Consider the following 22,265-nt stretch of genomic DNA (forward strand, 5'->3'; position numbering starts at 1 on the left):
TAGATACAAAACTTGATTTCCGTCCTAATTCCTATTTTATGGAAACAAAATAAAGCTGGAGCGCAATGACCGTCAAGGAATTTGAAGGCGAGATGAAGAGTCTATAAAATCTTCATCGAGGTGTGTAAAAACTTCTTATGCCGTACTTTGCGGCGGAGCGGCTTGCGGAATTTACGTGAAACCGCCGCGATCGCCAACCTCGAAAAAATACTTAAGAAAACAGCGATCTCGGCAGATGTTTGTGTAGATAAAGCTGACGGGGTTGACCGAACCAGCTTGCCAGTGCACCATCGGCTCGCAGCAGTTCAAAGCCCGCCTGATCGTAAAGCTGCTGGGCAGCATGGTTGTCTTCCATCACGTGCAAATACAAATCTGGAATTTTCCAGCGTACCGCAATTCGCTCACAGGCAGCGAGCATCTGCGTGGCGACGCCTTGCCGCCGATAGTCCGCTGCCACTGCCAAATTTGAGATATACAGCGATCGATCGGGGCGCGAGTGCCACAGCGATCGCCGCTGGGCAATTTCCACGCCGCCTGCCAGCGGCACGGCAGCGTTCGATCGCTCGATCTGAACGATCGGGGGGACGGCAACGAGAAACACCTGATGCGGGGCAGGCGCAGCAATGCGATTGCGTAAATCTTCGTAAATACCCAGCCGCAGCAGCGGATAAGTCCAACCCCAAAAGCCATCTTGCGAGTGAAAGCTGCGAGCGAGCAGATCTGTAAGGTTGTGCAGATCTTGCGGACGGGCTGCCCGAATCAAAAACGCAGGACGATCGGCATTTGCCGCAGAAATATCTTGAGGGGAAATTGCCATCGGGGTAAAGTTGCGTTGCTGCCATCCGGAGCAGCGATCGCGAAAACGGTATGGAGATAGTGATGAACAGAGCAGTGCTTCTTGCTGGCTGAAGCGATCGCCGCCCAGACCGAGCACTTTGATTTCCTAGTGTATCGGCTACCGATTGTTTGATCGAGCAATCGGCAGCGAGATTTGTCGATTCTGGTCGTTTTGGCTACAACGAGTTTAGAATCGCTAGCGATCGCTGAATGTTCAACCGAAAAATTCCTTTTGCGCGATCGCACTGGCAGGTTTGGCAAATCTTTGTGTCTATGATCAGAATGGGTGTAGAACAAAGTTTATCCGACCTGTCACAAGGGCATCGGGGTTGATGGGGTGCGCTGCCGATCGTGATCGTCTTGGAACTTCGCTTGAGCCAGCTACCGCTTGCTCAAAAATGGGAAACCTAAGTTTATTAAAGACGCTGTGCTTGGCACGATCGATCGATCGGCCTGGGCAACATTCAGTTCGGCGGAAAATCTTATATTCAACTGCCGTCGGGCAGGAGCGCGGTGCATGACATCCCCAGTTAACAATAAGCCTAAACTTTTGGTTGTTGACGACGAACCCGACAACCTGGATTTGCTCTACCGCACTTTTCACCGTGAGTTCAAAGTGCTGCGGGCAGAAAGTGGCCCTGCCGCGCTTGAAGTATTAGAGCAAGAAGGCGAAGTCGCGGTCATTATCTCTGACCAGCGGATGCCCTCGATGAGCGGCACAGAATTTTTGGGGCTAACGGCCACCAAATATCCCAACATCATCCGCATCATTTTGACGGGCTACACCGACGTTGAAGATTTGGTTGAAGCGATCAACGCCGGAAAAGTCTTTAAATATGTCACCAAGCCTTGGGATGACGAAGAACTCAAAGCCGTTGTTCGCCAAGCTGCCGCCGCGCACCACGTCCTCAAAACGCAAACGCAGCAGCTCCGCCGAACGCTGCGTCAAGAATCGCTGCTCAACGACATTACCAGCACGATTCGCAGTGCGCTGAGCTATCGCGAAATTCTGCAAACGATCGCCACCACTGTCGGCCAAACGCTCGAAGTCGATTGCTGCGTGCTCAAGCCTGCTCAAGAAGCGAACACCGAGCCAGAATGGTTTGTCTACACTGCGTCAGAATCGGCTGAAGCAGCCGCAACGCCTGCCGAAGTGCGATCGACTCAGACGATCGGCACGCTGGCGCACACGATTTGGGAAACGCAAGAAATTCACGTCATCAACAACGCCGAGCAGGAATTGGCAAGCGATCCCCAGCAAATCGATCGCATTTCAGCCTATCAAGCTGCCCAGATTCGATCGAGCTTGGTCGTGCCGCTGATTTGTCAGCAAGAACTGATGGCCGTCATTGCCCTGCATCAATACAGCCTCCGCACCTGGGAATCGCACGACGTGCAGCTTGTCAAACTCGTTGCCGACCAAGCCGCCCTCGCGCTCTCGCAAGCTCGCACCTATGAGCGCGTTCAAGCTCTGGCAAAGCGAGAAGCCCTTGTCAATACAATCACGACGGCGATTCGATCGAGCCTTGATCCCCAGCATATTTTCGCTGCCATTACCCAAAAGCTCTGTCAAGCTTTGCACGCAGACGGCTGTGCGCTGTCTTTGTGGACAGAAGACGATGAGTTTGTGCAGTGCGTCGGCCTATATGACGCCAGCCAAGAACACGACATGCCGATCGAGTGGCACGGCTGGAATTCGGAAACGGGCAGCTACACGCACGACGATCAGGCCGCGCAGCGCCCGCAGCAGTTGCCACAGTCGCGAGTGCCGATCGAAGGCAATCCCGTCTCGCAGCAGCTTTTGGCAACGCAGTTTCCCGTCATCATTGACGATCTGAGCTTGCACCCAGAAATGAACGTGCAGGATTTACCGCTGCGATCGCCTGCTCGCGCTCTACTGGTCGTGCCGCTGCTTTCGGACGGCAAAATCATCGGCAGTATTTCGCTGCGCGAAACGCAGCAATCGCGCCACTGGCAGCCGGAAGAAATCGAACTGGCGCAGGCGGTGGCGGCTCAGGCGGCGATCGCCGTGCAGCAATCGCGCCTCTACCAAAAAACGCGCCAGCAAGCCGAGCAGCTTTTGGAACTCGATCGCCAAAAGACCGAGTTTTTCCAAAATGTTTCGCACGAATTTCGCACGCCGCTGACCTTGACGATCGGGCCGCTGGAGTCGGCAGTCGCCCAAGGCCAAGGACTGACCCACGATCAATCTGTCATTGCTCTGCGAAATTCACGCCGTCTGCTGCGGCTGGTGAATCAGCTTTTGGACTTGCAGCGGCTCGATGCAGGCCGGATGCAGCCAAGTTTTCGCCCAACCAACCTGGTGGAATTCGTTTCTCAGGTGGTTGATTCGTTCCAGCACTACTGCGAGAAAAAGCAGATCGCGCTCTCAACTGAACTGATTGATGCGCCAACCGTTTACTTAGACTTGGAAAAGTTCGACAAGGTGATTTACAACCTGCTCTCGAACGCGATGAAGTTTACGCCCGCAGGCGGCAGCATCATCGTAACGGTGCGACCCGCAGGCGAACACTGCCTGATTCAAGTGAAAGACACGGGAATCGGCATTTTGCCTGACCAGATTCCCTATCTGTTTGAGCGCTTTCGGCAGGCAGATGGCTCGACCAATCGCAGCTTTGAAGGCAGCGGCTTGGGACTCGCGCTCGTCAAGGAACTCGTGGAACTGCACGGCGGCAAAGTGTCGGTTGAATCGGCTTACGGCCAAGGGACAGTTTTCACCGTCTGGCTGCAAACCGGAATCGCCCATTTGCCTGCCGAGCAGGTGATCGAAGTGCCTGCTGAAACTGAACATAGCCGAGCAGCGATCGAACTGGCCGACATTGAATTTGAATCTTCTGAGGTCGTGCCCGACAGCGTGCCTGTGATTCTCTCACCTGCAACGCCGCTGAGCCACACCAGCGCCCAGATTCTCGTTGTCGATGACAATACCGATTTGCGTAACTATGTTGCCAGCATTTTGCAGCAGCAGGGCTATCAGGTCTTGACGGCTCGCAACGGGGCAGAAGGCTTCAACTGTGCTCAGTCGCAGCGTCCGCAATTGATCATCACCGACCTGATGATGCCGGGAGTGTCGGGCATGGAAATGATCCAAATGTTGCGGCAAGATGAAACGACGCAGGGCACGCCGATCGTGCTGCTGACGGCTAAAGCTGACGAAGACACGCGACTCGAAGGCGTGGAGCAAGGCGCAGATGCCTATCTGTCGAAGCCGTTTAACGCTCGCGAACTCTTGGCCGAAGTTCGCAATCTGCTTGCGCTCAAAGCCAACGAACGGCGCGTCGCTGAACTGAATACCTACCTGACTGAATCGGTGTTGAAGCGATTCTTGCCGCCCTCGTTGGTGGAAAAAGCCGCCAAGGGCGAACTCGCGCTTGATTTACGCCCGGAGCCGCGCATGGTGACGATTTTGTTTAGCGACATCATCGGCTTCACGCAGCTCTCGAATACTTTGCGATCGCGCCGCGTCGCCGAACTGCTCAACGAATATCTCACCGAAATGACGCACGCCATTTTTGAGCAGGGCGGCACGGTCGATAAGTTCATGGGCGACGCAATTTTGGCGATCTTTGGCGCTCCTGAAGAAACCAGCCCCAATGAGCAAGTTCGCTGTGCCATCGCCGCCGCTCGTCAGATGTATCGCGCCCTCGATCGCCTCAACGACCGCTGGGCAAAGCTGGGCATCGATCGCGTCCAGTTTCGCTGCGGCATTCATCAGGGAACAGCGGTGGTTGGCATGTTTGGCGGGGCAGAACGTGCCGACTACACGGCGATCGGCCCCAGCGTCAACATTGCGGCTCGCATCCAAGAAGCGGCTGAACCAAGCTGCATCCTCGTTTCCGCTGCGGTTGCCGACTACCTCGACCAAGACACGATCACCAAGTTCAGCCCGCTTGAACTGAAAGGCGTGGATGAAACGGTGCTCACCTTTGCAATTCATGTCGATGAAGCCGTTTCTGAAGAGGCCACACCCTCTGAAGCAACGGCCAAAGCCGCATCTTGATCTTGCATCTGAGGCAAAGCCAACTTGCCACTTTGTCTTCGGACACACCACTCTAACGTTCAATCGATACAGTCGATATCCCTTTCAATAGGCAGGTGTGAAATTCAGTGATCCCCGTTTATGCTGCAAGGGTCGTCAAGGTGAGTAGACTAAGTATTGGCTGATATCTTACTTCGTCTATGATTTGTATTGACCAATCTAAAGCCTTGTGGGGCTGAGGTTGGTGCCAGGCCAGCTTGAGGCGATGCCGCTCCGTCAACTTTTAAGCATAAGCATGGATGTTTTGCCCGCTGACGTGATTTCGCCCAAGAATAGCGCGATTGTGTCTCGATCGATTTCCACTACGCCGCCCGTTGCACTCAGCCCTGCAACGTCCAAAGCCGCTATTCGCACCAGCCTTCGCGCCTCAACCGCAGACGGCGTGTTTGCCACTATTTTCTCGAACATTGCGGGCGGTGTGCTGCTGAGCAACTTTCTGGTTGAACTGCACGCGACCCCGGTCGAAATTGGAATGCTCGCGTCGATTCCGATGCTGGCGAATTTGTTGCAGCCGATCGGTGCTTATTTTTCAGAACGCTCTACCAGCCGCCACTATTACTGCCTGTGGATTTACGGCCCCTCGCGCCTGCTGTGGCTAATTCTGGTCGGGGCGATCGCCCTGTTTAGCTGGGGCAAAGTTGACACGCATCAGCTTGTCAACTGGACGCTGGCGATCGTCTTTGTCACTCATTTCCTAGGCGCATTTGGCAGTGCGGCTTGGCTAAGCTGGCTGGCGGTTCTCGTTCCTCGGCGCTTGCGCGGTCGCTATTTTGGCTTCCGCAACAGTGCGGCCAGTCTCACCAATCTTTTATCCGTGCCGATTTTAGGCTGGCTGGTGTCGGCATGGCGCGGTGGCAGCATTGCAGGCTACGGAATCATTTTGCTGTTCGGCATCGTGGCGGGAATCGTCAGCTTGAGCTTTCAGTTTTTCATGGTGGATGTCAATCCACAAGTGCAGCATCAAGTTTCCGCGCAATCAGAACCAGCCGAAACGCTCAATTCCCCGGTCTGGTTCGATGTTGTCAAAGATGCAAACTTCCTCAGATTTTTGCTCTACATCAGCGTTTGGATGTTTGCGGTGAATCTGAGCGCGCCCTTTTTCAATTTGTACTTGCTTGATAATCTCAGCCTGAATATTCGCTGGGTAACGCTCTACAACAGCCTTGCCGCAGGCGCAAACATGATCATGCTGGTGGTGTGGGGGCGCATTGCCGATCGCGTCGGCAACCGTCCGCTTTTGCTGCTGAGCGGCATTTTGGTGGCGATCACGCCGCTTTTGTGGCTGGGCACGAGTACGAATGCTTGGTCGCTGTGGCTGTGGTTGCCTGCGCTGCATCTGTTCACAGGCGGCACTTGGGCGGCGATCGATCTATGCAGCAACAATCTCCAGATTGGCGTGGCTCCGACGCGCAATCAGGCCAGCTTTTTTGCGATCGCCGCAGCAGTGGCAGGCGTGAGCGGAGCGATCGGCACAACGACTGGCGGCCTACTCACGCAGTTTGCAAATTACGGCGGCTTGCCCGGACTGTTTGCCCTCTCAAGCGTGGTGCGACTGGTTGCCCTACTGCCGCTGATTTTTGTGCATGAGCGGCACGGTCAATCGCTGAACCAGGTGATGCAGGTGCTTTTTCCGGGCAAGAAGTTAGAGCGTGTGAACGAAGATTGAAAACTAAGGGCAAAGAGCTGAACTTGTCAGGTCGATCGCGATCCTAATTTCGCGATCGGAACCTCCACGTGCTCCAACGGTCGAGATCAGCAGCAGATGAATCGGCAGGCGCGGCGCGATTGCACCATTTAAATTCTGCGGAAAGTGACAATTAGAACAAATCGAACCGGAAATGATGCGTCGGGCGGGGTATTAAGTCTCTAAAATTGAAATGCCTTGGAAAGGGACGCGAGCGAAGTGAGGGAGGTAGAACATGAATATTACTGAAGCGTTTCAGCGGGGCGGAATTGCCATGTGGCCGCTGCTGGTGCTGTCGATTTTGACGCTGGGCACGATCATCGAGCGGCTGTGGTTTTGGTGGCGAATTCTCAGCCGCCAGCGGGCGATCGCCGGACGTGTGATCGACGCTGCCCGCAACGATTGGCAGGCCGCTACCGAAATTTCGCGCAAGTCGAGCGATCAGCCAGTCGGACGTTTCCTCTATTCCGCCCTGGAGCTAGAAGATCCAGAGCCAGAAGTGTTTCAGCTTGCGCTTGAAGCGAGTGCAGATGAAGAACTGACCGCGATGCACCGAGGCGACAAAGTGCTGGAAACTACGATCGCGATCGCGCCGCTGCTTGGCCTGTTGGGAACCGTGCTTGGCCTGATTGCTTCCTTGAGTTCAGTTCGGCTGGGCGACTTGGGAACGTCTTCAACCGCAGGCGTAACGCTGGGCATTTCGGAAGCGCTGATTAGTACGGCAAGCGGCTTGATTGTGGCGATCGTCACTCTCGCTTTCTACCGCCTGTTTCAAAGCTTTGTCTACGGTCAGGCCAAAATTTTTCGATCGTCCGGCAACGAGCTAGAACTGCTCTACCGCAACCACTGGGCACGCAGCCACCGCAGACGCGATCGCAACTTTGATTCGGGCGATCGCGTCCTTCCCCCCCTCGATCCCGAAACCCGCATTGAAGGCACTGAACCTATCTAAGCTGACCCTCGACACCCGATCGCCATGAAGCTCAAGCAAGACACCTCCGGCCCCGATGTCCGCATCGAAATTGTTCCGCTGATCGATGTGGTTTTCTGCATTTTGACGTTTTTCATTTTGGCTGCGCTCGGTTTAACGCGCCAGCAGGCAATCAACGTTGATTTGCCCAGAGCTTCGACAGGCGTTGCTCAAATGCGCGATTTATTCATCGTCAGCGTTGACCCGATCGGCCAAACCTACATTGACCAGCAGCCCGTCACTCGCGACCAGCTTCAGCAAGCGCTGACCGAATATAACCAGCAAAAGCCCGACGGTCTAATTGTGCTGTATGCCTCGCAGCAGTCGCAATATAGTGATGTTGTGGGTGTGCTGGATTTGTTGCGATCGGTTGGGGGCGATCGCGTTGCCCTCGCCACGCTGCCCGGCTCAACGCCGATCGCAACGCCCAACGAGCCACTTCTGCCCACCAATCCGCAAACCGCTCCGGGCGCAGGACTACCGGGATCAAACATTCCAGGGGGAGCGATCGATCCTTTCGATCCCAATCAAAATTTATTTCCTGGCGCATCTCCGCTTCCGACTCCGGGCAGCGCAACGCCCTCCCCAGTCCCCACGCTTCCTACCGCACCCGGAACCGCCACGCCCAGAACCGCCGCACCCGGAGCTTCACCGACCAATCCACTGCCAAAAAATTAGTAGGGTCTACTGGGTTCAAAGCGCTCCTAGGCGCTATTGGTCTGCGGCTTTTCGTTGAAGACGATCCAGTGCAGGTTGAGCGTTTTGATGATTTCCACAAGATTGTCGAATGTCGGCGGCTTCACCATGTAGGCATTGACGCCCAGGTCATAAAGCTGGTTGACATCCGTATATTCTTGCGAGGAAGTGAGTACCACGACGGGCAAGCGTTTAAGTTCTGGCTGTTGGCGCAGCCACATGAGAACTTCGGCTCCAGAACGGCGTGGCAGCTTGAGATCAAGCAAAATCAAAACGGGCAGCGGGTGAAGGGTGCGATCGCTAAACTGCGATTCTCCAGCGAGATATTGCACCGCGGCATCGCCATCGTTGACGACCTGCACCGAAGTTGTAATTCCAGCTTTGCGAATGGCTCGCTGAATGAGGAAGACATCTTTGTGATTGTCTTCGACGAGCAAAATCACCTGATCGGTCATCGTCGTTCCTTTGTAGTGGGCAGCGCGATCGCAATCTTCTCCAAACGCTATCCCAGATAGAAATATCTTACTGTTCGCTTGAGGGAATCGAGAAATCACGCGGCTCAAAGGCGATCGCGGCATAATAGAAGCGAATTGCCGCAATCGCCTTCATGTCAAATCAACTGCGTCTGCCGCTTTTGGCGCGAATTCAGCAACGGCTCGATCGACCGCCCACTGAAGCGCCCGAAGATTCGATCGCCTTTCGCATCCTGGTTCAAGCTCTTGTGACGGTTGGCATTATTGCCACTGATGTTGCAGCGGCGGATGCGGTGCAGGCGATCGGCGTGAGCTTTTGGGCAGTGCCGCTGAGCTTTGTCGGTGCGGCTTGGAGTTGGTCGCGCCGCCGACAGCGCAACATCGCCGTCAAGTTCTGCATTGCGATCGCGATGCTGCTTGCCTTGGCAATTTTTTTGATGCGAATTGTGGCCGAGCGCAACGACACGCGCATCGCCTTGGCCGAACTGTTGATTCAGCTTCAGGTCTTTCACAGCTTTGATTTGCCGCGCCGCAAAGACTTGGGCTACTCGATGATCATCGGCTTAATCTTGCTGGGCGTGGCTGCGACCTTAAGTCAAACCTTGGTGTTTGCGCCGCTGCTGCTGCTGTTTCTGGCGATCGCGCTGCCTGTCTTGATTTTGGATTATCGATCGCGCCTCGGTTTAGCGAGCGGGAGCTGGCAGCAGGTGCGAGTGAATCTTTCGCTGCGCCGCTTAGCCGCCGTTCTGCTGATGACGATCGCGCTCGGTTTAGTCATCTTTGCAAGCCTGCCGCGCCTACCCGGATATCAAGTCCGCACGTTTCCAATTAGCGCCACCATTCCTTTTCAAGGCCGCTTTAATGGTCGCACGGTGATTACGCCGGGTGAAGGGCAGCAGGGACAAACAACCGGAGGGACGAGCGGCACGGCAACCACTGGCCCTGGTGAAGTAGACGATCGCAACTATTACGGCTTCAACACGCAGATCAATCAAAATTTGCGCGGCAATTTGACGCCTGCTGTTGTGATGCGGGTGCGATCGCAGTCTCCGGGATTTTGGCGCGTATTGGCGTTCGATCGCTATACAGGACAAGGCTGGGAAGTGTCGCGCAATGACGATAGCGATTTGAAAACGCTCGATCGATCGTCGTGGTCGTTTCGCTTTTCGCTGCCTGTCGAGGTGACGCTGAGCCGCACGCAAGAAGTGATTCAGACCTATACGATCGTGGCCGACATGCCGAACTTGATCCCCGTTTTGTTTGCGGCTGAAGAACTTTACTTTCCAACTGAACAGGTGGCGATCGATTCCGAAGGCGGTCTGCGATCTCCGGTCGTTCTGGCCGAAGGCGTCACCTACACGGTCGTCTCGCAAGTGCCCTATCGCGATCGCACTCAGCTTCGCCAGGCAACGCGCAACTATGCACCGTACATTCGCGATGCTTATCTGAACGTTCCGGCTGAAATTCGCAATCGCGTCCGGCAGCGCACCGAGGAGATTTTAGCGCGATCGCCCAGTCCGCTCACCAACGATTACGAGCGCGTGCTGTATCTAGCGCAATATCTCAAGCAGAACTATCAGCTTTTGCCAGAACTGCCGTTCTTTGGGGCAGATGAAGATATGGTCGAAGCGTTTTTGTTTCGCTATGAGGGCGGCTATCCCGACCACTTTTCGACGGTGTTGACGGTGATGTTGCGATCGATCGGGATTGCCAGTCGCCTTGTTGCCGGATTTGCACCCGGAGAATTCAATCCGTTTACGGGCTACTACGTGGTGCGAAATACCGACGCTTTCGCGATGACGGAAGTGTACTTTCCCAAATACGGCTGGTTTGCGTTCAACCCGATTCCTGGGCAGGAAGTGCTGCCGCCTTCGGTTGAAGAAGTTGAAACCTTTGGCGTGTTGCGGCAGGTGTGGAACTGGGTGGCGGGCTGGCTGCCCTCGCCGATCGCAGGCTGGCTAAACGGCTTGTTTGGCGCGATCGCTCGTTCGATCGGTTCTGTTTTGGGATGGATTGCCGCTCGTTTTGGTCAAGGCTGGGTCGGCCTGTTGCTGAATTTAGTCGGGCTAATTGTCGTTGCATTTCTCGGTTGGCTGGGCTGGAGCGGTTGGCGACAATGGCGCGATCGCCGCTGGCTAGCTCGCCTACCAATGGCCGAATCAATCTATGTGCAGATGGTGCGCCGCCTCACCGCGCAGGGCTGGCCGAAACACAACGCCCAAACGCCGATCGAATATGCCCAATCGATTCAGCCGCACCATCCGCCCCAAAAAGCGGACGCGATCGCGGTGATTACGCAAGCCTATGTAGATTGGCGCTACGGCAAACAGCCGCCCAATCCAGATGCGTTACTGCAAGCGTTGCAGCAGCTACGGCGGCGTTCCGTCTAACCAATTTTAATTGAACTGCGAGCGCGATATCATCGACTGCTAGGCTAGCTAGGGATGCATGGCCGCTGATTGAGTGCAGCCCAAGAATTTCCTGATGATGACACTGCCGCGATCGCAAACGGAACAGGTGAGGCAGGCGACGCGATCGGCGTTAATTGTGACGGGCTACACAATTGCTTGGCTGCTGCTCGATCGCGTGACCGACATTTTTGAAACGGCTCCAGAAGTCTCGCTGTTTTATGCAGCTTCGGCGCTGACTTTTGTGCTGCCGCTGGTCTTTGGCAAAGTCTACGTGCTTGCCATCGGCCTGCCTGTGCTGCTAGACATTGTGGTGATTCCGCCACACCGACTCTCGCCGCTGGTTGGCTTGGTGTTTGCGCTGCTGACAACGATCGTTTATGGCGGTGCCAGCGTATTGCTGATGCATCTTGGAGTTGAACCAAACCTGCGCCGATTTCGCGATACGCTTCGGTTTGTGTTTGTGGCAACGCTGCTTGCACCGCTTTTGTTTGCGATTTTGGGCGTGACAACGCTGGCGGTTGCGGGTGCGATCGACTGGTCAAGCTGGGGACTGCACATTCTCCATGTTTGGGTGGGAGATAGCATTGGCATCGCCTCAGTTGCGCCGTTTTCACTGGTTTGGATTGCGCCTGCGATGCGTGCGTGGCAGCGGCACAAGTGGCGACAGTTGCGCGTAGCGGGGTTTGTCCTCTTGCGGCTGCTGATGGAAAGTACCACTTTGCTGATTTGCCTCTGGCTTGCGTTTGGAGTTCGCATTCAGGGCTATCCGAATTTCTCCTACATCGGATTTTTGCCGATGATCTGGTTGACTGTGCGCTATGGCCTGCCCGGAGCCACCATCACCACGCTGCTGCTCAATTTGGGAGCGGGCTACATTGAAGCGTTTCAGACCAGACCACCTGAGATTGGATTTGCTCTTGCACAGGTGCAGTTCTATATGCTGGCGCTGTCACAAACGGCACTGCTGCTGGGATCGACAATTACCCGCCGCTTTCAGGCGTTCCAGCGAATGCAACAGCAGGCAGATCGCGCCGAACTGCTCAGCCGCATTGGACGATCGCTCAATTCACAGCTTCATCCCAGTTCGGTACTGGCTGAAATTGTTCGCCTGACCGGAGAAGGCTTGCGGGTCGATCGCGTCGTCATTTGGAATATTTGTGCAGAACAAATACAGGTGATTCAAGAATGGCGATCGAACTTGCGCGTTCCAGAGATGTTGGGCGTTCAGTTGCCGCTGGCCGCCTGGTTTCGGATCGCCAATCCGGATGCAGAAACTTGGCAGCACAGCAGCCTACAAATTGTTGACCTGCAAGCGCAATCGCTGCCTGATGCGGATGTTGAACTGGTGCGGCGATCGCAGATTCGATCGCTGTTGCGCGTGCCGCTGTTTGTCCGCAACGAATTTTTCGGCCACCTTTCTTTGCATACGACGAGCGAACCGCGCATTTTTGCCTGCGAGGAAATTGAATTTGTCGAGCAAATTGCAGAACAGGCGGCGATCGCGCTGCACAGCGCCCGCAGCTACGAATATTTGGAACGCCTTATTCAAGAGCGCACTCAGGCTTTATCTGAACAGCAGCAGCTTGCGGAAGCTGCCAATCAAGCCAAGAGCGAATTTTTGGCAAATATGAGTCACGAACTGAGAACGCCACTGACGAGTATTTTGGGCTTTTCAACCGTTTTGGTGCAGCAGCTATTTGGCCCGCTCAATCCCAAGCAGCAGCAGTATATTGAAACGATTTTGTCTTCCGGCGAACATCTGCTGGAGCTGATTAACGATGTGCTGGATCTGTCGCGCATTGAAGCAGGCCGCGAAGAGTTAAATTTAGAAGAAATTTTGGTTTCTGAACTGTGCGAATCCTGCATTGTGCTGCTGCAAGAACGCGCCCGCAATCGCGGACTTGAGTTGGTTTTGAATGTTGCGCCAGAGGTGACAACCTGCATCGGCGATCGCCGCCGTCTGCGTCAAATTCTCATGAATCTGCTCTCAAACGCCATCAAATTTACCGAGACTGGATCGATCAGGTTGAACGTTTCGCGATCGAATCGCGAAACGCAATTCGCCGTCATCGACACTGGAAGCGGCATTTCAAAAGCAGACCAGGCTCGTTTATTTCAACCGTTTGAGCAAATTGGCAACGCAACGCAGCAGGGCAGCGGCCTTGGCCTTGCGCTCTCGCAGCGACTCGCGCAGATTCACGGCGGTGAAATCACGTTAGAGTCAGCGATCGACCAGGGAAGCTGCTTCACGCTGCATCTGCCAGATTTGCCTCTGTCTCAGTAGCGGATCTGAACGTTGCCCGCCGCAACGGGCGGGACTGAAGAGATCCGGGTCGCAGCTAGCTTCTAGCTGTCTTCTTCCCAAGATTCAACGGCCAGCAAATCACTGACCGGATCTTGCATGGAGAATTCAAATTCGAGCAGTTCGCTTTTCCAGTACGCCCAGTCGTCTCCGTAGAGCAAAGCAATTTTCCAAATGCTGTCTGTGGGCTTGATCATCTTGGAGTCAACAAGCGATCGCACCTGACGCTGGAGCTTCACCATTGGGTGAACAACCTGCTGGTTCATAACACCTCTAGCCATAACGAATTTTTGAAATCCTGAGAAATTCAGTGAGAAAAGTTTGCGCTGCACTGTCTATGGAGCTTTACCAGTGCCGTCACCTCTTCCGAGTATTCATACTAGCACAGGTTTTTCCGTGTTCTTGCTGTAGACAAAATTGGATGATTCAGGTTTTCTATCATTTGCGTTTTAACAAATGAGTAAATCTTACTGAACCGCGATCGATTTTCATGAAGCTCCGATTTAGTTTAGCGTAGCAACACGCAAACGATCGGCTCCAGTGAGGAAATCCGCACCACTAGCGAAGCGCTGCTTGCAATCGGCAAAATTGCTCCTATAATTATAGTTTTGGGTCGGTTTTTCGCAAGAGGAAGCAAGATGTCTCGATATCGAGGGCCACGCCTGCGGGTGGTGCGCCGCTTAGGAGAGTTACCAGGGCTGTCGCGCAAAAGTCCCCGACGTGCCTATCCGCCCGGACAGCACGGGCAAGCTCGCAAGAAGCGATCGGAATATGCCGTTCGTCTAGAAGAAAAGCAAAAGCTGCGCTTCAACTATGGGTTGTCAGAGCGGCAGCTCCTTCGCTATGTCCGCAAGGCGCGTCGTGCCGCAGGTTCCACAGGTCAAGTGCTGCTGCAAATGCTGGAAATGCGCTTGGACAACACCGTGTTTCGCATGGGCATGGCTCCCACCATTCCCGGTGCGCGTCAACTGGTGAATCACGGTCACGTGCAGGTGAATGGGCGCGTGGTGGATATTGCCAGCTATCAGTGCAGACCCGGAGACGTGATCAGCATTCGCAACAGCGATCGATCGCGCAAGCTGCTAGAGCAAAACCTTCAGTTTCCCGGTTTGGCTCACCTGCCGAGCCATTTAGAGTTTGACAAAAACAAAATGGAAGGCAAGGTCAACAGCGTGATTGAACGCGAATGGGTTGCCCTTCAGGTGAACGAACTGCTCGTCGTAGAATACTACTCGCGTCAAGCGTAAATTTGCGTCCGATTCGATTTTGCGCGGCTGCGATCGATTCGGTTCCGCTTCAACCAAGATTTGCAAAACAAGCTTCCTGGAATCCGTCAGTTCAGGAAGCTTGTTTTGTTTAAAAACCGATTGACTGAGCGAAGCGATCAGGGCAAATCGAAATCGTCGGCCTGAAGCGGAATCCGCTTGGTCAACATCCGCATAAACTCACCCGGATTTGGCGTCGGAATCAACTGCGTCCACTCGCTGGAGTGGGCGATGTTCGATCGATGCAGCAGCCGCACAAACCGATTCACCACAGGCCGCGACCCGACGGCAAGAATACGCAACACTTCTGGGTCATGGACAGGCGGCAGCGCGATCGGGCGCGGCGGTTCGGGTTCAAGCGGTACGAGCGGATCGGGGTTAAACGGTTCGATCGCGTCGTAGTCTTCGTATTCCTTGTAATTTCTGTAATTCATGAGCGTTGTATCTGCTGAAAAGTGAGCACAGAAGAACGCAGGGGCAGACCGCACCCGCCCGCTGCACCACCGCCTCCATGCACAACAAAGCCGCCTCACTGCAACAGCAAGACGACTAGCAGATACAATCGAAGCTAGCCTTCAGGCTGGGAAAGTCAGTTTTGAGGGTTAGTTCCTTGGGTGTGTTGGTACCACTCCCTTGGAACGCTTCGGCGCATCGGAAAAATGGCGATAACTGAGGCTACAACGGCTAGAAAATTTTTGCAAGCGTGTGGGGCGATCGTGCTTCCCGGAACGGTATCGAACTGGGGCAAAGGCAATTAAGAAAAGCGAACCTTTCGGTCTAATTGCCAGATTTAGGATGTTATGCAGAATCATTCTGCCTATTCATCCGCTACGGGATTTTATACGGAAAGCATCCGCCTAATAACTTGTTAGACGGTGAGTGCCGCAAGTTTTTTCGCTACGCTTGATAGCGGCTTGCTTTCTCAAAGAGCCTTAATTGTTTTGAGTTCGGCACAATCTCAACCGTTTCACCTGAAGTGATTTCTTCATGTAAGAATTTCATACAATCTTCATCAGTATCTTCTGCCATAAACCTGAAAGATGAAGTTGCAAGATATTGAAGTTCTTGTTCAAATGCTAGCCAATGACGATTTTCTTGTTCAGCTACAAAGCCAGTTGTATTAGAACCAGCAAAAATGTCAACGATAAGATCACCAGGTTCTGTTAAAAAACGAATGAAGAACTCTGGTAATTTACTAGGAAAACGGGCAGGATGAGCTTTCAAATCTAAAGCTTTGCATCCTCTAAGATATTGGCTATTAGAGTCAGAATTGGGTATTTGAAGTAGGTTTGAAGGAATCGCTCCTCCATTATCCTTTCCAAAGCCCTTACTAATATCGTGACCAGATGGACGTTTTTTAGGATCATAAAATTTTTCTGGATCTTCCAACAGTTTTTTCATTCTAGAACTGTACTCAGTTAAAACTTTAGTTACATCAGATTTGGGAAACTCAGACTTACTGAACCACCAAACTGTATTTACAGAATCTTTTGCTCTAATTTTTTTCTTATTAACCCACTCAATAGGGCTAGGCAATTTTGAAGGGTTAAACCAGTAAAAATCTTCTGCCAAAAAGAAGCCAATTTCATCACAAAAATGAATTGGAATTCTGAAATTATAAAGGCTCCTTACAGGTTTGCCCTTCTCATAAGCACCACCTAGATCAAGGACAAAACTTCCATCATATTTCAGCTTCTGATAAACCAATATGGCAAATTTTGTGAGCCACTCAATATATTCATCTTGGTCTTTGTTTCCATACTCCTTTTTTCGTTGAAGAGCAAATGGAGGGCTTGTCACAACTAGATTGACGCTTTCATCTGGCAATCTACTAAGTAGCTCTAGCGAATCGCCACAAAACGCTGCACCCATATCTGTTAGATACGCTGGCGCACATTTAAGAATTTCAATATCTATAGGAAAGTTCATTAGTTGTAAGGCGGAGCCACTCTGAGACGCTACTTATAGTCTGTAGACCTATTGTCATCATTATCTCAATGATGGAGATTATGTCAATCACCAAGTCTGTGTCGTCTGATGCTAGAAAAGTTTTTGCTAAGAGGTTGCGACAACTACGTCAGGTAAGAGGTCTGTCGCAAGAAGCCCTTGCTGATCTTGCAGACTTGCATCGTACATACGTAGGTTCTATTGAGCGATGCGAGCGGAATGTGTCAATCGATAACATGGAACGTCTCGCTAGAGCTTTAGGGGTTGACATTGTTGAACTTTTAAGGGACGAACCAGAATGATACCTCATCCAGACAAAGCAGTTCTTGATGAGCTGTTTCCCTATATTCAGAGGTATCAAGAGCTTGCAAGCAGACATGGCATCAATGACATCTTCCAGGACAACGGAGGTAAGATTCTGCAAGTGCTGCTTGTAACTGGCTTGACTATCCTGCCTGGTAGAGAGGGGAATGATGCAATAGACGAAGAGGGTAATGAGTATGAATTAAAATCGGTAAATATAGAGCTGACCAAAAGCTTCTCGACCCATCACCATATCAATCCAAGAATTATTCATAAATACAGGCAAGTAAACTGGATTTTTGCCGTTTACAGAAGCATAAATCTCATTGCGATATATAAGCTTACGCCAACTGATCTTGAATTTTTTTATAGCCAATGGGAAACAACTTGGCATAGCAGAGGTGGAAAAGATATCAACAATCCTAAAATTCCGTTGAGGTATGTAATGGAACATGGAGATCTTTTGTATGCAGCCGACAAATAACACCGTCTAGCAATCCCGTTGCACACCGACCGTGCAGAGTCTCTTCGTTGAGTCCGAGAAGTTGCCTGCGGCGGGTGAACGGGGTCGTTAATTTCAGAAGTCCATTGCACGATCGCCCCCTTTTCTAGAATCGAAAACATCTCCTGAAGCGATCGCCCCAGGAGATGTTTCGACCGATAACTTCGTAATCTAAACTAGGCAGCCGCGCTCATTTGTTCAGCCACATAGTCCCAGTTGATCAAGTTGTCGATGAAAGTTTGTTCGTAGTCAGGCCGACGATTTTGGAAATCCAGATAGTAGGCATGTTCCCAAACATCCATTGTCAGCAGCGGCACTTGACCGTGCGTTAGCGGATTGTCGGCGTTGGGAGTTTTGGTGACTTTCAGCGTACCGTTGTCGAGAACCAGCCACGCCCAGCCGCTGCCGAACTGCGTAGTTCCCGCCGTTTTGAATTCTTCTTTGAACTTGTCAAAGCTGCCGAAATCCTGATTGATTTTGTCGGCCAGTGCGCCTGTTGGTGTGCCGCCGCCGCTCGGCTTCATGCAGTTCCAGTAAAAAGTGTGGTTCCAAGCTTGGGCGGCGTTGTTGAAAATGCCAGATTTGGAAGCATCGCCTGCGATCGATCGAATCACATCTTCGATCGGCATGTCCGCATATTCCGTGCCTTCAACCATTTTGTTGTAGTTGGTGACGTAAGCGGCGTGGTGCTTGTCGTGATGGAACTTGAGCGTATCAGCAGAAATGTGGGGCGCAAGTGCCTCGTAGTCATAGGGCAAAGGCGCTAGTTCATAAGGCATAGTGTCCGTCTCTCTTAGGGATACTGCGATAGGAAGTAACCGCGAGGCAAGGCAGGAGGATATCGGAGCGGGAGATGAAGCCCGATCGCTGTGATATGCCGCTGCGATCGCCTGCTGACGGTAGTTTATAGCAAGAGGAAGGATGAGGAAAGGCTGAAGTGAGTGTACTGTGGCAGCAACCTTGGACATCCATCAAGTTCCCTCTCAAGTCGATCTATCAAAAGACATAATCCTCGCCTTGTGTGGTGTGGGCGACGTTCGATCGCGAAGCAGTTGACTAGAATGGTTAGCAATTTGCGATCGGCTCATTGGGAATCGCAAAGATTTCAGCGATCGCGATTTGTTCTGGCAGGATCATTTGCCGCCCAATCCGGAGGAAAAACAGTGGTAGCCACGCCTGAGAAGCCCTTGCAGGATTCCGCCTCGATCAGTGCATTTGGTCAGGCGCGATCGACCGTCGAGGAAAGGCCGCTCAGTGCCGAAGCGGTTGACAAAATTCAGCGCTTTTGGGATGCCTGCAACTATCTTGCCGTTGGCATGATCTATCTGCGCGACAATCCTTTGCTGCGCGAACCGCTCCAGCCGGATCACATCAAGCGGCGGCTCCTCGGTCACTGGGGATCAAGTCCGGGCTTGAGCTTCATCTGGACACACCTGAATCGCGTCATTCGGCAGCGCGACCTGAACATGATTTACATCGCGGGTCCTGGACATGGCGCACCGGGATTTCTGGGTCCCTCGTATCTGGAAGGAACTTATTCGGAGTTTTATCCGGACAAAAGCGAAGACATTGAGGGGATGCAGAAGTTTTTCAAGGAATTTTCCTTTCCTGGTGGAATTGGCAGTCACTGCACACCGGAAACGCCCGGATCGATTCACGAAGGCGGCGAACTTGGCTATGCCCTATCTCACGCATACGGCGCAGCTTATGACAATCCCGATTTAATCGTGGCGGCTGTGGTCGGGGATGGCGAGTCGGAAACGGGACCGTTGGCGACTTCTTGGCACTCGAATAAGTTCATCAATCCGATTCGCGATGGCGCGGTGCTGCCGATTCTGCATCTGAACGGCTACAAGATCAACAATCCGACGATTCCCGCTCGCATTTCGCACGAAGAACTGGAAAGCTTGTTCGTCGGCTATGGCTACACGCCGTATTTTGTCGAAGGCTCTGACCTCGAATCGATGCATCAGGCGATGGCGGCAACACTCGATCGCTGCATCGACCAGATCCAATCGTTTCAGCAGAAAGCTCGTTCAACCGGACAAGCGTTTCGTCCCCGCTGGCCGATGATCGTCCTTCGCACTCCGAAGGGCTGGACGGCTCCGGCTGAAATTGACGGGCGCAAGATCGAAGGCTCGTGGCGGGCGCATCAGGTGCCGATGGCGGATGTGTTGAAAAATGAAGACCACTTCCGCCTTTTGGAGCAGTGGATGCGGAGCTATAAGCCAGAGGAACTGTTTGATGAAAACGGCAAACTGATTGCGGAGTTGCGGGAGCTTGCGCCAGTGGGCGATCGCCGGATGAGCGCGAATCCTCATGCAAACGGTGGCGAACTGCGAAAAGATCTGCGGCTTCCTGACTTTCGCGACTACAAAGTGGACGTGCCGGAACCGGGACAGGTTGAAGTGGAAAATACTCGTCCGCTCGGCGTATTTTTGCGCGACGTGATGAAGCATAATCCGAACAATTTCCGCGTCTTTAGTCCGGATGAAAACTCCTCGAATAAGCTTTCGCCCATCTACGAGGAAAGCAAGAAGTTTTGGATCGCAGAATATTTTCCAGAAGATAGCGACGGTGGCGAACTTGCGCCGGATGGCCGCGTTATGGAAATGCTCAGCGAACATACGTTGGAAGGCTGGTTTGAGGGCTACATTCTGACGGGACGACACGGCTTTTTCTCGACGTATGAATCGTTTGTTCACATCATCGATTCAATGGTGAATCAGCACTGCAAATGGCTGTCGATTTGCAACAATATCTCTTGGCGGGAAGATATTGCGTCTTTGAATTTGCTGATCACTTCAACGGTTTGGCGACAGGATCACAACGGTTTCACGCATCAAGATCCGGGCTTTTTGGATGTCGTTGTAAATAAAAGTCCGAGCGTGACGCGGATTTATTTGCCGCCGGATGTGAATACGCTGCTGTCGGTGGCGAATCACTGTTTACGCAGCACGAACTATGTGAATGTAATCGTTTCAGATAAGCAACTGCATTTGCAGTACATGGATATGGATGAGGCAGTAATTCACTGCACAAAAGGGCTGGGCATTTGGGATTGGGCAAGCACCGATCGAGGCAGCGAACCAGATGTGGTGATGGCCTGTGCGGGCGATATTCCCACGCTGGAAGCGTTGGCGGCAACGGTTTTGCTGCGCGAGGAGTTTCCGGATATCAAAATTCGCTTTATCAACATTGTTGATCTGTTTAAGCTTCAGCCAGATACTGAGCATCCGCATGGTTTGTCCGATCGCGACTTTGATAGTTTGTTCACGGTGGATAAGCCTGTGATTTTTAATTTTCACGGTTATCCCTGGCTGATTCATCGCCTTGCATATCGTCGGCACAATCACGAAAATATGCATGTGCGGGGATACAAGGAGAAGGGAAATATCAATACGCCGCTGGAGTTGGCGATTAATAATCAGATCGATCGATTTTCGTTAGCAATGGATGTAATCGATCGGGTTCCTCGGCTTCAGGTGATTGGCGCTCATGCAAAGGAGCGTTTTCGCAATCAGCAGATTGAGTGTCGGCAGTATGCGTATGAATATGGCGTTGATGCGCCGGGAATTTTGGATTGGAAGTGGCCGTATGCACGGCAGATGAAAAGTCCGGCTGTGTCAAAGGATGATGCACATGAGTAATCTTTTTCTTTTCTGAAGAGGGGTTCTCATTTGCTGCTTTACTCGTTGACCCGTGAGAGAAGGGGCTAGGGTGTGTTAAAACCTCCTAGTGGTTAGATGTCTCTACTGAGATTCCCCTTAGCAAGGGGACTTTGAGCGGTGGTTCGGCTCCCTCCTTGTGATGGGGTGGGGAGGATCATGCGGATTGAAAACACTCTCTAACGCGATCGCTTTTTACAAATCGTATTGCTCAGATTCAGTTTAGCTTTTTAGGCTAGATGTAAAGCAAACTACATCTACTCATATGAATCACGATCGCCTCATTGTGAAACCAGGAACGAAGATTTCGCTCAAAGATTTTGATTCGGGCTACACGGATAAATACAAAGATAAAGCGGAAGCGGCTGCAAAGCTGAAAGAGGATTTGTCAAGGCTGCAAGAGTATCAAGATGTTTTGTATGCTCAAGACACCTATGCGCTGCTGTTGATTTTTCAGGCGATGGATGCAGCCGGAAAAGATGGCACAATCAAGCATGTGATGTCGGGCGTTAATCCGCAAGGCTGTCAGGTGTATAGCTTCAAAGCACCGTCAGCGGAAGATTTGGATCATGATTTTTTGTGGCGGACGAATCGCTGTTTGCCAGAGCGCGGACGAATTGGCATTTTCAATCGATCGTATTACGAAGAAGTTCTTGTCGTGCGCGTTCATCCAGAATTGCTGGAGCGTCAGCAACTGCCGAAGTCAACGGTGGATGACAACATTTGGAAACATCGCTTTGAAGATATTAACAATTCAGAAAAATATTTGACGCGCAACGGCATTGTGATTCTCAAGTTTTTTCTAAATGTCTCCAAAGCCGAGCAGAAAAAGCGGTTTATGGCTCGCATTAATGAGCCGGAAAAGAACTGGAAATTTTCGGCCAGCGATGCGAAGGAGCGCTTGCTGTGGGATGACTACATGAAGGCGTATGAGGATATGCTGTCGCACACGAGTACCGAGGCGGCTCCTTGGCATGTGATTCCGGCTGATCACAAATGGTTTATGCATTTGGCGGTGGCAAATGTCATCTGCACAAAGCTCAAATCAATGAAATTGACTTATCCGACGCTCAGCGATCGACAGAAAGAGAATTTGATCAAAGCTAAGGAAATGCTTGAGAGTGAGTGATAATTTTCTGACTGAATC

General features: G+C 52.4%; 17 protein-coding genes. 11 read left to right on the top strand and 6 right to left on the bottom strand.

Features of this window, described 5'->3' with window-relative positions; translation table 11 throughout:
• Positions 1-211: 211 nt before the first annotated feature.
• Entirely contained in the window at positions 212-934 is a 723-nt protein-coding gene (locus H6F67_RS12840; protein ID WP_313926819.1) for an N-acetyltransferase, read from the bottom strand.
• Between the two features lie 420 nt (positions 935-1,354).
• Between H6F67_RS12840 and H6F67_RS12845 the strand changes: the two genes are divergently transcribed.
• From H6F67_RS12845 to H6F67_RS12860, 4 genes are all read left to right on the top strand, one after another.
• Positions 1,355-4,858: a response regulator gene (locus H6F67_RS12845; RefSeq protein WP_190766961.1), complete on the top strand. Its 3,504-nt coding sequence runs from the start codon at positions 1,355-1,357 to the stop codon at positions 4,856-4,858.
• Between the two features lie 208 nt (positions 4,859-5,066).
• The gene (locus tag H6F67_RS12850) at positions 5,067-6,563 is read left to right on the top strand and encodes an MFS transporter (RefSeq protein ID WP_313926820.1); all 1,497 of its coding nucleotides are present in this window, start codon (positions 5,067-5,069) and stop codon (positions 6,561-6,563) included.
• Positions 6,564-6,816: 253 nt separating this feature from the next.
• Positions 6,817-7,533, top strand: a complete 717-nt coding sequence (locus H6F67_RS12855; RefSeq protein ID WP_190766963.1) for a MotA/TolQ/ExbB proton channel family protein — start codon at positions 6,817-6,819, stop codon at positions 7,531-7,533.
• 24 nt (positions 7,534-7,557) lie between these two features.
• On the top strand, positions 7,558-8,229 hold the full coding sequence (locus H6F67_RS12860; protein WP_190766965.1) for a biopolymer transporter ExbD: 672 nt from the start codon (positions 7,558-7,560) through the stop codon (positions 8,227-8,229).
• A gap of 26 nt (positions 8,230-8,255) precedes the next feature.
• On the opposite strand, the gene H6F67_RS12865 is transcribed toward H6F67_RS12860, so the two are convergent.
• Complete coding sequence (locus tag H6F67_RS12865) at positions 8,256-8,702, bottom strand: response regulator (RefSeq protein WP_190766967.1); 447 nt, start codon at positions 8,700-8,702, stop codon at positions 8,256-8,258.
• Between the two features lie 152 nt (positions 8,703-8,854).
• On the opposite strand from H6F67_RS12865, the gene H6F67_RS12870 reads away from it, so the two are divergent.
• Both H6F67_RS12870 and H6F67_RS12875 read left to right on the top strand, forming a co-directional pair.
• The gene (locus H6F67_RS12870; RefSeq protein WP_190766969.1) at positions 8,855-11,110 is read left to right on the top strand and encodes a DUF3488 and DUF4129 domain-containing transglutaminase family protein; all 2,256 of its coding nucleotides are present in this window, start codon (positions 8,855-8,857) and stop codon (positions 11,108-11,110) included.
• A gap of 94 nt (positions 11,111-11,204) precedes the next feature.
• Complete coding sequence (locus tag H6F67_RS12875; RefSeq protein ID WP_190766971.1) at positions 11,205-13,415, top strand: ATP-binding protein; 2,211 nt, start codon at positions 11,205-11,207, stop codon at positions 13,413-13,415.
• Positions 13,416-13,477: 62 nt separating this feature from the next.
• Here H6F67_RS12875 and H6F67_RS12880 read toward each other — a convergent pair whose 3' ends face one another.
• Positions 13,478-13,699, bottom strand: coding sequence for a DUF4327 family protein (locus tag H6F67_RS12880; protein WP_190767221.1), 222 nt, complete (start codon positions 13,697-13,699; stop codon positions 13,478-13,480).
• Between the two features lie 372 nt (positions 13,700-14,071).
• Here H6F67_RS12880 and rpsD point away from each other — a divergent pair, with 372 nt between their 5' ends.
• Entirely contained in the window at positions 14,072-14,680 is a 609-nt protein-coding gene (gene rpsD / locus H6F67_RS12885) for a 30S ribosomal protein S4 (protein ID WP_190766973.1), read from the top strand.
• 137 nt (positions 14,681-14,817) lie between these two features.
• On the opposite strand, the gene H6F67_RS12890 is transcribed toward rpsD, so the two are convergent.
• Positions 14,818-15,132 carry a hypothetical protein gene (locus tag H6F67_RS12890; protein ID WP_190766975.1) on the bottom strand — a complete coding sequence of 105 codons (315 nt, stop codon included), beginning with the start codon at positions 15,130-15,132 and terminating at the stop codon, positions 14,818-14,820.
• 463 nt (positions 15,133-15,595) lie between these two features.
• Positions 15,596-16,627, bottom strand: coding sequence for a site-specific DNA-methyltransferase (locus tag H6F67_RS12895; RefSeq protein WP_190766977.1), 1,032 nt, complete (start codon positions 16,625-16,627; stop codon positions 15,596-15,598).
• Positions 16,628-16,707: 80 nt separating this feature from the next.
• On the opposite strand from H6F67_RS12895, the gene H6F67_RS12900 reads away from it, so the two are divergent.
• Both H6F67_RS12900 and H6F67_RS12905 read left to right on the top strand, forming a co-directional pair.
• Complete coding sequence (locus H6F67_RS12900) at positions 16,708-16,947, top strand: helix-turn-helix domain-containing protein (protein ID WP_190766979.1); 240 nt, start codon at positions 16,708-16,710, stop codon at positions 16,945-16,947.
• Positions 16,944-17,432: a restriction endonuclease gene (locus H6F67_RS12905; protein ID WP_190766981.1), complete on the top strand. Its 489-nt coding sequence runs from the start codon at positions 16,944-16,946 to the stop codon at positions 17,430-17,432. The genes H6F67_RS12900 and H6F67_RS12905 overlap by 4 nt, the downstream gene beginning before the upstream one ends.
• 194 nt (positions 17,433-17,626) lie before the next feature.
• Here H6F67_RS12905 and H6F67_RS12910 read toward each other — a convergent pair whose 3' ends face one another.
• A complete protein-coding gene (locus tag H6F67_RS12910; protein WP_190766995.1) occupies positions 17,627-18,229 on the bottom strand; it encodes a superoxide dismutase in 603 nt (200 codons plus the stop codon).
• Positions 18,230-18,655: 426 nt separating this feature from the next.
• Here H6F67_RS12910 and H6F67_RS12915 point away from each other — a divergent pair, with 426 nt between their 5' ends.
• A complete protein-coding gene (locus H6F67_RS12915) occupies positions 18,656-21,100 on the top strand; it encodes a phosphoketolase (protein WP_396797945.1) in 2,445 nt (814 codons plus the stop codon).
• A gap of 283 nt (positions 21,101-21,383) precedes the next feature.
• Positions 21,384-22,247: a polyphosphate kinase 2 family protein gene (locus H6F67_RS12920; protein ID WP_190766999.1), complete on the top strand. Its 864-nt coding sequence runs from the start codon at positions 21,384-21,386 to the stop codon at positions 22,245-22,247.
• The last annotated feature ends 18 nt before the right edge of the window (positions 22,248-22,265 follow it).

Origin of the sequence: Microcoleus sp. FACHB-1515 (assembly GCF_014696105.1) — a bacterium.
Lineage (GTDB): Bacteria > Cyanobacteriota > Cyanobacteriia > Elainellales > Elainellaceae > JAAUTJ01.